Genomic DNA, 12,730 nt, shown 5'->3' with positions numbered 1-12,730 from the left:
GGATGATTAGTGCTTTTGCCTTTTGTCAATAAGTGACAAAAATAGTAAAACTTATTCTAGAACTAAGTTCTACATTTTTTTTTGATTGGTTATTTCCTAATTTAGAATATTGAGATGATAATTTCAATAATTAATTTTACAAGTGTCATCATAGTTAGTTGGTTTTAAAAATTAATAATATACTTTGTTTGTTTGATTGAGTTTTCAATATATAAACTCAGAGCATTGTTTACCAAACCTTTTTGAAGAAATCGACGAATTTGAATTCTAATATGTAACTATATAAATTATAATTGTTATAATAATTTGTGACTTTCCTTTATGTAAGTAATAATATGTAACTAAAAATCAATTTTTAGTTACATATTATTACAATTGTAGGGCGATTATTAGCCTCTTTTTAGAAACGTAGAGGCTTTTGGTGTTGAATTGGGCATTTATTTAATGTTTCATCTTTTTTAGAATTTACTTTTATGATAAATATCATGTTTTAGATTATTAGGATTTTGGTATTTAATTTAGACTTAACATTAAGATGTATTAATCCGTTATCTTTGTGAAAAATCATGAAATGAAAAAAATTACTTTTATTGTCTTATTGTTAATATCTAGTTTAAGCTGGTCTCAGGTTTTATTGATTAACGAGTTAGATCCAGATTCTCCAAGTACAGATACTGCTGAGTTTATAGAATTAAAATCTCAAACACCCAATTTTTCAACTGATGGTTATATTCTAGTTTTTTTTAATGGCTCTAGTAGTGGTGGAGATAAAAGTTATATGGTTATAGATTTAAATGGGTATTCAACGGACATAAATGGATTATTAGTTGTAGGTAGTGAGGGAGTTGCTCCATTTCCTCAATTAATAATTTCTCAAAATGTAATTCAGAATGGCGCTGATGCTGTTGGTATTTATCAGGCTAGCGTTGGTGATTTTCCAGAAGGTACATTGGCAACTCAAACTAATTTAATTGATGCCATGGTTTATGATACAAACGATTCTGATGATACTGGCTTAATGGCTTTACTTGGGCAAACTATGCAGTATAATGATAATGGAACTAATACAAATCCTAAATCTATACAAAGGTATGTTGATGATATGGATAATGTGACATTTGCGTCTGCAACACCCACTCCAAGACGAGAAAATGATGGTTCTGGTATTAATATAAATCCAATAAGTATTTCCGTTGCACAAACACAATATAACGAGGATGCTGTGTTTGATATTACGTTTACTTCAGAAACAAGTACTACTTCAGATTTAAGTTTTAATATTAGTTTAGACAACTATGGGTTTAATAGTGCTGATTTTACAGGTGATACTTCTTTAACTATACCCAATGGTCAAAATTCAGTTACAACAACTATTACACTAATTGATGATGCTAACGACGAAGGAGATGAGGTTGCTAAAATTAAATTTTTAGATTTAGTAGAGCCAGTTGTAGCTTCAAACAATTTTGTTGAAGTTAGAATTGTAGATAATGATTTTACTATAGCACCTTTTGGGACACCTCTAAATCCAACAACCGGAATTGTGCAAAGTACACAACCAGATGGTTATTATGATAGTTTAGATGGTTTAGCAGATATAGCTCTAAGACAAGCGTTACAAGATATAATTGCAGATCCAACAATAGTAAGAGCGCAGACATATGCAGATGTATTAACTATTTTAAATGAAGCAGATCAAAACCCAGCAAATAGTAACCAAGTATGGCTTTTATATACAGAAGAAGGAAGAGCAAAATTAGATGTTCAAACTGGTTCTGACAATACTAATAAATGGAATAGGGAGCATACCTTCCCTAGATCTTTGGGAGGCTTTTTTGATATAGAAGAAGACGAAATTGCGGATGGTATAGATGTATATTGGACAACTAAAGCAGATTCTTTGCGACATGGAAATTCTGATGCACATGCTTTAAGAGCAGCAGATGCAGCAGAGAATAGTACACGTAACAATCAACATTATGGAGAATATAATGGTCCAAGTGGAACGATGGGAAGCTTTAAAGGTGATGTTGCACGAAGTGTATTGTATATGGAAATCAGGTACAATGGTTTGTCAGTGGTAAATGGTTTTCCAGATATTACAGGACAATTAGGTGATTTAGAAACATTATTAAATTGGCATAGAAATGATCCACCAGATGATTTTGAAATGAATAGAAATAATATAGTCTATAATTGGCAAAAAAATAGGAATCCTTTTATAGATCAACCATTGTTGGTAGAATATATTTGGGGAACAAATGTTGGAGATACTTGGATGCAATCTTTAAGCATAACCGAAAAAGAAGTAGATAATGTACAGGTTTTTCCTAACCCAACAAACGGAAGACTTTTTGTTTCTCAGTTAAATATGAGTGCCAAAGTTGAAGTGTTTTCTATTGACGGAAAGCTATTAAAACGTTTTAATGACGTTAATGATTATATTGATTTAGAATTAGCTTCAGGGTTATATCTTTTAAAATTAAATATTGGAAACCAAACAGCTATTAAAAAAATAATAGTGAATTAGTAACCTATTTTAGATTTAAAAAGCCAAGCTATAAATAATATAGTTTGGCTTTTTTTATTCCACTTCTTTAGCATTTGTACTATTTTAAATTATAATTTTGTTTAATCTCAATTTAATGAAAAATATAGTTTATAGTATCTCTAAGAATGAAATGTTATCTTCGCGGCTTTAATAAAAATAGTATTTAATAAAATAGATGATGTATAGTGTATTTCTAGTAATTGCGGGTTTAGGGCTGTTAGTAGTAGGTGGTGATTTTTTGGTTAGAGCATCTGTTGGTTTGTCTTTTAAACTTAAACTTTCTAAGTTGGTTATTGGTATGACGGTTGTATCTTTTGCAACTTCTGCGCCAGAATTATTAGTAAGTCTTCAGGCAGCACTAGATGGTGTTTCTGATATTGCTTTAGGAAATGTTATAGGATCTAATATTGCCAACATTGGCTTGGTTTTAGGGATTACGGCAATTATTTCGCCTTTAGCAGTCGATAAAGATTTTTATAAATTAAATTGGCCAATGATGATGCTACTCTCTTTTGTGCTATATTATTTTTTAAAAAATGATTTAGTACTCACAGCATTTGAAGGTGCCATTTTATTTGTTGCTTTAATTGTATTCTTAATTGTGCTAATTAGAAATTCTAGAAAATCTACAAAAGCAAACATGGAAGAAGTAGATGAGTCTTTAGCTGTGGTTTCTAATTTTAAAATAATAGTTTGGTTATTAATTGGTGCAGCAGGATTATACTTCGGTTCCGATTGGTTGGTAGAAGGAGCAAAAAAATTAGCGGCAGCAGTTGGTATTAGCGATTACGCTATCTCTGTTACTGTAATAGCAATTGGTACTAGTGTGCCAGAACTAGCAGCTTCTGTTATTGCAGCTTTAAAGAAAGAAAAGGCAATTTCTTTAGGGAACTTAATTGGTTCTAATATTTTTAATATAGCTTCTGTATTAGGATTAACAGCAATTGTAAAACCAATAGTTGTAAATCCCCAAACGCCACAAATTCTGTCTACAAATATATTTTGGATGATTGGGTTTGCTGCCATTTTAATTCCGTTGATGCTCATACCAAAACGATTTGAAATTGGCCGCTTAAAAGGGTTTATCTTGTTTGGGTTTTATATTGTTTTTATTTATATATCACTTATATAACTATATAAAAAAAGCTCAGAAATTAATCTGAGCTTTTTTTATTTGAAATATTTATAATTGCTGATTAAGAGATATTAGCACTTTTTACAGTCTTAATAATTCTACCTGCAATTTTATATGGGTCACCATTAGAAGCTGGTCTTCTATCTTCTAACCAACCTTTCCAGCCTTTTTCAACTGTAATAATTGGAATACGAATAGAAGCACCTCTATCAGAAACACCGTAGCTGAAATCGTTAATAGATGCAGTTTCGTGTAAACCTGTAAGACGTTGGTCGTTAAATTCACCATACACTTCAATATGTTCTTTAACAACAGGTCTAAATGCCTCACATATTTTTTCGTAAGTTTCTTTAGATCCACAAGTTCTTAAAACTGAGTTAGAGAAGTTTGCGTGCATACCAGAACCATTCCAGTCCATGTCTTTACCTAATGGTTTTGGGTGGTAATCTATATAGTAACCATACTTTTCAGTTAAACGGTCCAGTAAATATCTTGCAATCCAGATTTCATCACCAGCTTTTTTAGCGCCTTTTGCAAACAATTGAAATTCCCATTGTCCTGAAGCAACTTCTTGGTTAATACCTTCAAAATTTAAACCAGCATCTATACAAAGGTTAGCGTGCTCTTCAACTAAACCTCTACCATGAGTGTTTTTTCCACCAACAGAACAATAGTACATTCCTTGTGGCGCAGGATATCCTCCAATAGGGAAACCTAATGGTAATTGTGTTTTGGTATCCATAATAAAATACTCTTGCTCAAAACCAAACCAGAAATCGTTATCTTCATCTTCAATGGTTGCTCTACCATTAGAAACGTGTGGTGTTCCGTCTGCATTTAAAACCTCAGTCATTACTAAGTATCCATTGATTCTATCAGGATCAGGATATATAGCTACAGGTTTTAATAAACAGTCAGAAGACCCACCTTCAGCTTGTCTAGTTGATGATCCGTCAAAAGACCACATACCTAATTCTTCTAGGGTGCCTTTAAAGTTTTCGTGCTCTTCTACTTTGGTTTTACTCCTCATATTTTGTGTTGGGAAGTAACCATCTAGCCAAATGTATTCTAATTTAATTTTTGCCATAATGAAATTTTGTTTATCTAAAATAATTGTTACAAATATTGCTTTTTTTTTCTTTCAGTCAAAAAAAAACAGGGTGATTTAGGTGAAAAGTAGTTAATTATTATTAACCACCCTAATTTTGTATGGGTGACCATATAAATTTTAAATATTTCGTATTTTTGAGGTCAAATATTAATAATATGTCAACACTTAGATTTCATGCTGTAAAAGCATCATTAAAGCGAAAGCCACTTAACATTAAAGAGAATAATAGACGTTCAGAAATTTTTGGTAAAAACGTGTTTAATGAAACTGCAATGCGCCAATATTTAACAAAAACAGCACTTAGTAGTATTATTGAGGCTATTGAAAAAGGTACTAAAATAAATCGTTTGGTAGCTGATCATATTTCTACAGGAATGAAAGAATGGGCAATTTCAAAAGGAGCCACACATTATACACATTGGTTTCAACCATTAACAGGAGCAACCGCTGAAAAGCATGATGCCTTTTTTGAAACAATAGGAAATGGTTTAGCCATTGAAAAATTTGAAGGAAATCAGTTAGTACAACAAGAACCTGATGCTTCAAGTTTTCCAAATGGAGGAATTAGAAATACGTTTGAAGCAAGAGGATATACGGCTTGGGATCCTACATCACCTGCATTTATTTACGGAACTACTTTATGTATTCCAACAGTATTTGTGTCTTACACTGGTGAGGCTTTAGATTATAAAACACCACTTTTGCGAGCATTGAATGCTGTAGATAATGCCGCAGTAGCTGTATGTAAGTATTTTGATAAAAATGTAAAAAAAGTAAATGCTTCTTTGGGTTGGGAGCAAGAATATTTTTTAATAGATAGTGATTTAGCCGCATCTAGACCAGACATTGTATTAACAGGTAGAACACTTTTAGGACACTCGCCAGCCAAAGGCCAGCAGCTAGATGATCATTATTTTGGCACTATACCAAATAGAGCAATGTCTTACATGCGCGACTTAGAAAACGAATGTATGTTGTTGGGTATTCCGGTAAAAACGAGGCATAATGAGGTAGCACCAAATCAGTTTGAATTAGCACCTATATTTGAAGAGGCAAATCTAGCTGTAGATCATAACTCATTATTAATGGATATAATGCAAAAGATTGCAAAACGCCATAATTTTACTGTGCTCATGCACGAAAAACCATTTTCAGGTGTTAACGGATCTGGTAAACATAATAACTGGAGTTTAAGTACTGATACTGGCATTAACTTATTATCGCCTGGAAAAACACCAATGAGTAACCTTCAGTTTTTAACCTTTTTTATTAATACTATAAAGGCAGTCCTAACACATGAAGAGTTGTTGAGAGCTGCAATTGCATCTGCTAGTAACGATCATCGTTTGGGAGCAAATGAAGCACCACCTGCTATAATCTCTATATTTATTGGAGAGCAATTAACCAAAGTTTTAGACGAACTAGAAACAGTTACTAAAGGAAAGTTGTCTCCTCAAGAAAAAACCGATTTAAAACTAAATGTTGTTGGAAAAATTCCTGAAATTTTATTAGACAATACAGATAGAAATAGAACATCACCTTTTGCTTTTACAGGAAATAAATTTGAATTTAGAGCCGTTGGTTCTACGGCAAATTGTGCAAATCCTATGACAGTTTTAAATACTATTGTAGCAAAACAATTAATTGATTTTAAAGTTGAAGTTGATCAACTAATCGATAAAAAAGAAATGAAAAAGGATGATGCTATTTTTAATGTTTTAAGGGAATATATCAAAACCTCAAAAGCAATCTTGTTTGAAGGTAATGGTTATAGTACTGCTTGGGAAAAAGAAGCAAAAAAACGAGGATTAAGTAATAACAAAACTACACCAGAAGCATTAAAAGTAAAAATAGCAAAATCAACAATTGATCTTTTTGAAAGCTTAGGTGTAATGAATAAAATAGAGTCCGAGGCTCGTTACGAAATTGAAATGGAAGAATACATTCTTCATATTCAAATAGAAAGCCGTGTCATTGGAGATATCGCCAGAAACCATGTTGTACCAACAGCGGTTAGGTATCAAAATATTCTTATAGAAAATGTAACAGGTCTCAAAACTATTTATGGAGATAAGTTTACTGCTTTTGCAAAAGAACAATTATCACTGATTGAGCAAATTTCACATCATATTGAAGCCATAAATTCTTTAGTAACTAAAATGACTGAAGCAAGAAAATTATATAATAAACAAATAGATATAGAAAAGAAAGCCAAAGGCTATTGTAATAAAGTAAAACCGTTCTTTGAAGAAATAAGATATCACTGCGATAAACTTGAGTTAATGATTGATGATGAACTTTGGCCATTAACTAAATATAGGGAGCTTTTATTTACAAAATAGAATGATTAAGCCCTCTAAAAGGTTGTTTTTCAATTGATTTATTATGCATGTATACGTAATTATACGTATGCGTTTTTTAAAAAACATGTCGTTTGTCGATGACTTCAAACTAGTTGTCGAAAAGGTGATGTTAGAGTGTTAAATAATTGGAATTAGTTGATTTAGCAATACGTTTAATTCGTATTTTTGACGTGCTATTAATCAATATTTATAAAAATGAAAAAATTACTACTTAGTGTAGCAATTCTAGTTGGAGCAACATTAATACTGTCACAGGATAAATCTAATGATTTAAATTCGGTGACTGAAGACAACGTTGTAAACGTTCAATCTACACTACAAGCAGAATCTTAATTATCTAAGATTTTGTCAAAAGTTTATTGACATTGACATAGAGGATGAGTTCGTTTTTCGAAGTTATCCTTTTTTTATTAGTAAATATTTATTTGCACCCAAATTTCCATAAGAACGTAGACTTATTTCCTAACAAATAGTTTATGATTATAAAATTGAATGCAAAGTTATTATGCATTATACTGTTTATTGGTTGTTTTAATTTAGTTTTTTCGCAAGATTCTATATCTAAAAGTGAAAGATTTAATACTCGTAAGTATACTTTTTTAAATTATAGAGGAACCAATGCAATTGATGTTGCAATAGGATCTTTATCCTTACAGGGAGATCAAGAATCTGAGTACGATGTTTATTTTAGAATAGGTTACAAACGTCAACTGACTAGTCATCTTAATACAAATATTAGTTTTAATAAGTATAATATTTTAATTAAAGATGTGTCTAATGAAGGGTTTATGTCTTTTGATATAAATTTAGAATATCTCTTTTCTCCATTTACTAAATTTAGTCCATTTATATTTGCAGGAGGTGGTTATAATGCAGCTAATTATTTTGAATCCACGGCCACCAAAGCTCAAGCAGGTTTTGGGTTTGAATTAATTATGTCAAACCATGTAGGTTTTAAGCTTTTTGGAGAATATAATTATTTATTAAGTGATGAATTAGATGGCCTTATTGAAGGTGATACAGATGATGCTTTAATTAGAGTGGGTATAGGGTTTAATTTTTATTTTGGAGGTAAAAAGAAAAAAGAAATGTATCAGAAAAAATTAAAAACAGTAATTAATTCCAATCAAATCATTCCTTATAATTAAACGCAATTCTTACTTTTGTACCACCATTCCAAATAAAAACTACTATGAGTAATTCGGTGAGTAAAAGATATGCACAAAGAGGTGTTTCGGCTTCAAAAGAAGATGTGCATAATGCTATTAAGAATATAGACAAAGGTTTGTTTCCAAAAGCATTTTGCAAAATAGTACCAGATTATTTAACTAATGACGATGATTATTGTTTAATAATGCATGCTGATGGTGCAGGTACAAAGTCATCTTTAGCCTATATGTATTGGAAAGAAACGGGAGATGTTTCTGTTTGGAAGGGTATAGCGCAAGATGCTTTAATTATGAATATTGATGATCTTCTTTGTGTGGGAGCAACCGATAATATTATGCTCTCTTCAACTATTGGGAGAAATAAAAACTTAATTCCTGGCGAAGTCATTTCCGCAATCATAAATGGAACTGAGGAGTTAATAGAAGATTTAAAATCTTTTGGCGTTACCATACATTCTACAGGTGGAGAAACTGCAGATGTTGGTGATTTAGTAAGAACTATTATTGTAGATTCTACAGTAACTGCGCGTATAAAACGTAGTGATGTTATTGATAATGCTAATATACAAGAAGGTGATGTTATTGTTGGCTTAGAGTCCTTTGGGCAAGCAACATACGAAACGGAATATAATGGAGGCATGGGAAGTAATGGATTAACGTCTGCTCGGCACGATGTTTTTTCTAAATATTTAGCCCAAAAATATCCTGAAAGTTTTGACGCTGCAGTACCAGAAGATTTAGTGTATTCAGGGCAAACAAAACTAACAGATGCTGTTGAGAATTCGCCAATAGATGCGGGTAAATTGGTTTTGTCACCAACTAGAACTTATGCGCCAATTATTAAAGCTATTTTAAATAAATTTAATAGCGATGATGTGCACGGAATGGTTCATTGTAGTGGTGGAGCACAAACAAAAATTCTACATTTTGTAGATAATCTTCATATTATAAAAGATAATATGTTTGAAATTCCTCCGTTATTCAAACTCATTCAAGAACAATCTAAAACAGATTGGAAAGAAATGTATCAAGTATTTAACTGTGGTCATAGAATGGAACTATACGTTAAACCAGAAGTTGCCGATGCTATAATTGAAATTTCAAAATCTTTTAATGTAGAGGCTAAAATTGTTGGTAGGGTAGAAGCTTCTGATCAAAAGAAACTGACCATAAAAAGTGAATATGGTACATTTAAATATTAAAATTTAAAGGTATGAAATCCTATTCTTGGTTAATTTTTAGTGTGTTTGTTTTATGTTCAAGTGTGCTTTTTGCGCAACCTGATTCTTTGTTTTTTAAAAAGAAAAAAAACGAAAATATTCAACTAGGTTGGAGAACAAAAAAAGAAATTGGGTTATTACTTAACCAAGTATCTTTTACCAATTGGAACTCTGGAGGAACAAATTCCATATCTGGAATTATTACTGGTAAAGCAGAAGCTAAATACAAACAAAAGAAATGGTTTTGGAATTCTAACTTCAATATTAGATACGGTTTAAATAAACAAGCAGACAAAGATATTAGGAAAACCGATGACGTTATTGAGATTATATCTAACGTAGGTTTAGAAAAAGACGCAAAAAGTAATTGGTTTTACTCTTCAAAATTTAGTTTTAATACACAGTTAGCTAATGGTTATAATTACCCTAATAGAGATGAACCTATTTCGAGATTATTAGCACCTGGTTATATGTTTTTTGGATTAGGAATGGAATATGGTAGATTTATTGAGCGTTTGTCTTTTTATGGGTCTCCATTCACATTAAAAACAACCTTTGTTTTAGATGAGGATTTAGCCAATAAAGGTGCTTTTGGTGTTGATCCTGCTATTTATGATTTAGAAGGGAATATTGTGAGAGATGGCAGAAAGGTAAAGCAAGAATTAGGTATTTTGCTAACCAACCAATATGAGCAAGAAGTATTAGAAAATATAAAAGTAACCAGTCTATTGCGGCTATATACAGATTATATTAACAGTTTTGGGAATATAGATTTAGAGTGGGAGCTAAATATTGGAATGAAGGTAAATAAATTTGTGAAAGCCAACCTAGGCTCGCATCTAAGGTATGATAATGATATTAAAGTTGAAGTTGAAACCAATGAGATGACTAATGAAGAAATTGTTATCGATGGACCAAAATTACAATGGAAACAAATCTTGGGAGTTGGTGTGGTTGTGGATTTAGATAAAGTTATAAAACCTTCAGCTAATCCGTAATTACAGACTGCCTTCACTTAAGTATTTATAATCTTCTAGCTCTGTAAGTTGTTCAATTTTTTTAGTTGTCCCATTTTTTAATAAGTAAATAGTATCAGAAACTTCAATAATGTGTTGGTACATATGATCCGAAATAATAATGATTTTATCTTTTTTTTCTTCGGCAATTAATTGTTTTACTAATTCAATATGTAAAGGTGATAAATGAGAAAATGGCTCATCTAAAAAAATGATGCTACTTTTAGTTTTTAAAATTATGTAAGTTTCAATAATTCGTCTTTCTCCACCAGATAATGTTTTGATTTTATAATGTTTAAAGCTTGAAAACACTTTGAATTTTTGAATAAAAAGCGACCAGTCTAATTGAAATAATTTAAAAATAAATGAAAGTTTTAAATCATTAGGAAGAAAATTATATTGAGGAAGATATTTAGCTATTTCTGTTTTATACAATGGTTTTAATAGCGGTTTGCTATTTAATCTTACCAATTTGTATTTGGGTTGTAAAGTACCAAAAGCAATACTAAGTAAACTGCTTTTTCCACAGCCATTTCTACCCAAAATAGCCGTCACTTTTCCTGTTTCTGCCTTTAGGTAAATACCATTTAAAATACGCTTATTTTTAAAGTAAAGTTCTACATTGTCTAATTCAAATATCAATACAAGTTGTTTTTAAGTAAATTCTTTAAAAAGGGTAAGGAAAATAATGGTTAAAATACAATCTACGATAAACATGGTAAAAAAAAGTTTTAACGGAGAAATTCCTAAATTTTTATAAAAAGTTAATTTACGCTTATTGGGTGTTTCACTTACATAATACCATGCAAAAACCGTAAGAAATAATTTGGTTGCTAAAGCTGGAGCTATATGTGCATTAAAAAAAGCGACAATAACAGTTGCAATAAACGACCAAACTACAAACGGTTTGTAAAAAGAAAGTATAGCTAGGAAACGATACATATTAATTATTAAACGTTGGTTTTATACATTTTATTTTTTCATTATTAAAATGTCCTAACGATGCAAGCATCAAAATTCATAAAATATCGTATTTTTGGAATCCAATTTTTGAAGAGAGATGTTAGAGAAAATACAAATTATAAAACAACGCTTTGATGAGGTTAATGATCTTATCATACAGCCAGATATTATATCGGATCAGCAACGCTATACAAAGCTGATGAAAGAATATAAGGATCTTAAATTAATTGTAGATAAGGGTGTAATTTATAAAGAGGCTATAGATAATGTTACTGAAGCTGAAGAAATCATTGCTGATGGTTCTGATGATGAAATGGTAGATATGGCAAAAATGCAATTAGAAGAAGCAAAAGAAACCATAGGAAAGCTAGAGGAAGAAATTCGCTTTATGTTAATTCCTAAAGATCCAGATGATGCCAAAAATGTAGTTGTTGAAGTAAGAGCTGGTACAGGTGGTGATGAAGCAAGTATTTTTGCAGGAGATTTATACAGAATGTATTCTAAATACTGCAGTGATAAAGGCTGGAGAGTTGATGTAGTAAGTCAGAGTGACGGAACATCTGGTGGTTTTAAAGAAATTATTTTTGAAGTTTCTGGTGAAGATGTATATGGAACTTTAAAATTTGAAGCTGGTGTTCATCGTGTACAACGTGTACCGCAAACAGAAACTCAAGGTCGTGTGCATACAAGTGCAGCAACAGTTATGGTATTGCCAGAAGCTGAAGAGTTTGATTATGAATTGGATATGACGGAAATTCGTATTGAGCGTACAACTTCTACAGGTCCTGGAGGTCAGTCGGTAAATACAACCTATTCAGCCATTAAGTTACATCATGAGCCAACAGGAATGATAGTAAGTTGCCAAGATCAAAAGTCATCTCATAAAAACTTAGAGAAAGCTTTAAAAGTATTACGTTCGCGTTTATACGATTTAGAATTAGCTAAACAACAAGCTGCAGATTCTGAAAAACGTAAAAGTATGGTGAGTTCTGGTGATAGATCTGCTAAGATTAGAACATATAACTATCCACAAGGACGAGTAACCGATCATAGAATTGGTTTAACGCTTTACGATTTAACTAATATCATTAATGGTGATATTCAAAAAATAATAGACGAATTAATGTTGGCCGAAAATACTGAGTTATTGAAGGCTAGCGATGATGTAATCTAAATTTAAGCCTCTTGTTGAGGCTTTTTTT

General features: G+C 31.3%; 11 protein-coding genes. 8 read left to right on the top strand and 3 right to left on the bottom strand.

The features are described 5' to 3' along the window. Positions 1-571: 571 nt before the first annotated feature. Positions 572-2,530: an endonuclease gene (locus tag HNV10_RS07020; protein ID WP_173300629.1), complete on the top strand. Its 1,959-nt coding sequence runs from the start codon at positions 572-574 to the stop codon at positions 2,528-2,530. 196 nt (positions 2,531-2,726) lie between these two features. Further along, positions 2,727-3,683, top strand: coding sequence for a calcium/sodium antiporter (locus tag HNV10_RS07015; RefSeq protein ID WP_241695471.1), 957 nt, complete (start codon positions 2,727-2,729; stop codon positions 3,681-3,683). Positions 3,684-3,747: 64 nt separating this feature from the next. On the opposite strand, the gene HNV10_RS07010 is transcribed toward HNV10_RS07015, so the two are convergent. Further along, complete coding sequence (locus HNV10_RS07010; RefSeq protein ID WP_173300628.1) at positions 3,748-4,773, bottom strand: glutamine synthetase beta-grasp domain-containing protein; 1,026 nt, start codon at positions 4,771-4,773, stop codon at positions 3,748-3,750. Between the two features lie 179 nt (positions 4,774-4,952). Here HNV10_RS07010 and HNV10_RS07005 point away from each other — a divergent pair, with 179 nt between their 5' ends. The 5 genes from HNV10_RS07005 to HNV10_RS06985 all read left to right on the top strand — a co-directional run bounded on the left by HNV10_RS07005 (position 4,953) and on the right by HNV10_RS06985 (position 10,547). Beyond that, positions 4,953-7,139, top strand: a complete 2,187-nt coding sequence (locus HNV10_RS07005; protein WP_173300627.1) for a glutamine synthetase III family protein — start codon at positions 4,953-4,955, stop codon at positions 7,137-7,139. Between the two features lie 216 nt (positions 7,140-7,355). Continuing rightward, positions 7,356-7,493 carry a hypothetical protein gene (locus tag HNV10_RS07000; protein WP_173300626.1) on the top strand — a complete coding sequence of 46 codons (138 nt, stop codon included), beginning with the start codon at positions 7,356-7,358 and terminating at the stop codon, positions 7,491-7,493. Positions 7,494-7,636: 143 nt separating this feature from the next. After that, positions 7,637-8,308 (top strand): Curli production assembly/transport component CsgG, encoded by a 672-nt coding sequence (locus HNV10_RS06995; RefSeq protein WP_241695470.1) that lies wholly within the window; start codon positions 7,637-7,639, stop codon positions 8,306-8,308. Between the two features lie 44 nt (positions 8,309-8,352). Next, complete coding sequence (locus HNV10_RS06990) at positions 8,353-9,531, top strand: AIR synthase related protein (protein ID WP_173300625.1); 1,179 nt, start codon at positions 8,353-8,355, stop codon at positions 9,529-9,531. An 11-nt stretch (positions 9,532-9,542) separates the two neighbouring features. Then, a complete protein-coding gene (locus HNV10_RS06985) occupies positions 9,543-10,547 on the top strand; it encodes a DUF3078 domain-containing protein (RefSeq protein ID WP_173300624.1) in 1,005 nt (334 codons plus the stop codon). On the opposite strand, the gene HNV10_RS06980 is transcribed toward HNV10_RS06985, so the two are convergent. Together HNV10_RS06980 and HNV10_RS06975 are read right to left on the bottom strand one after the other, a co-directional pair. Beyond that, positions 10,548-11,207 carry an ATP-binding cassette domain-containing protein gene (locus HNV10_RS06980; protein WP_173300623.1) on the bottom strand — a complete coding sequence of 220 codons (660 nt, stop codon included), beginning with the start codon at positions 11,205-11,207 and terminating at the stop codon, positions 10,548-10,550. A gap of 12 nt (positions 11,208-11,219) precedes the next feature. Further along, positions 11,220-11,507: a hypothetical protein gene (locus HNV10_RS06975; protein ID WP_173300622.1), complete on the bottom strand. Its 288-nt coding sequence runs from the start codon at positions 11,505-11,507 to the stop codon at positions 11,220-11,222. Positions 11,508-11,625: 118 nt separating this feature from the next. On the opposite strand from HNV10_RS06975, the gene prfA reads away from it, so the two are divergent. Then, a complete protein-coding gene (gene prfA, locus HNV10_RS06970; RefSeq protein ID WP_173300621.1) occupies positions 11,626-12,702 on the top strand; it encodes a peptide chain release factor 1 in 1,077 nt (358 codons plus the stop codon). The last annotated feature ends 28 nt before the right edge of the window (positions 12,703-12,730 follow it).

It is taken from the genome of Winogradskyella litoriviva, from assembly GCF_013249065.1.
GTDB classification, from domain to species: Bacteria; Bacteroidota; Bacteroidia; order Flavobacteriales; family Flavobacteriaceae; genus Winogradskyella; species Winogradskyella litoriviva.
This window is presented reverse-complemented; position numbering and strand designations above follow the sequence as displayed.

What these genes read in the sequence shown, in the direction of transcription:
- HNV10_RS07005 (WP_173300627.1), top strand. Translation starts at nt 4,953, where the DNA reads ATGTCAACACTTAGATTTCATGCTGTAAAAGCATCATTAAAGCGAAAG.
- HNV10_RS07000 (WP_173300626.1), top strand. Translation starts at nt 7,356, where the DNA reads ATGAAAAAATTACTACTTAGTGTAGCAATTCTAGTTGGAGCAACATTA.
- prfA (WP_173300621.1), top strand. Translation starts at nt 11,626, where the DNA reads ATGTTAGAGAAAATACAAATTATAAAACAACGCTTTGATGAGGTTAAT.
- HNV10_RS06995 (WP_241695470.1), top strand. Translation starts at nt 7,637, where the DNA reads ATGATTATAAAATTGAATGCAAAGTTATTATGCATTATACTGTTTATT.
- HNV10_RS07020 (WP_173300629.1), top strand. Translation starts at nt 572, where the DNA reads ATGAAAAAAATTACTTTTATTGTCTTATTGTTAATATCTAGTTTAAGC.
- HNV10_RS07015 (WP_241695471.1), top strand. Translation starts at nt 2,727, where the DNA reads ATGATGTATAGTGTATTTCTAGTAATTGCGGGTTTAGGGCTGTTAGTA.
- HNV10_RS06990 (WP_173300625.1), top strand. Translation starts at nt 8,353, where the DNA reads ATGAGTAATTCGGTGAGTAAAAGATATGCACAAAGAGGTGTTTCGGCT.
- HNV10_RS06985 (WP_173300624.1), top strand. Translation starts at nt 9,543, where the DNA reads ATGAAATCCTATTCTTGGTTAATTTTTAGTGTGTTTGTTTTATGTTCA.
- HNV10_RS07010 (WP_173300628.1), bottom strand. Translation starts at nt 4,773, where the DNA reads ATGGCAAAAATTAAATTAGAATACATTTGGCTAGATGGTTACTTCCCA.
- HNV10_RS06975 (WP_173300622.1), bottom strand. Translation starts at nt 11,507, where the DNA reads ATGTATCGTTTCCTAGCTATACTTTCTTTTTACAAACCGTTTGTAGTT.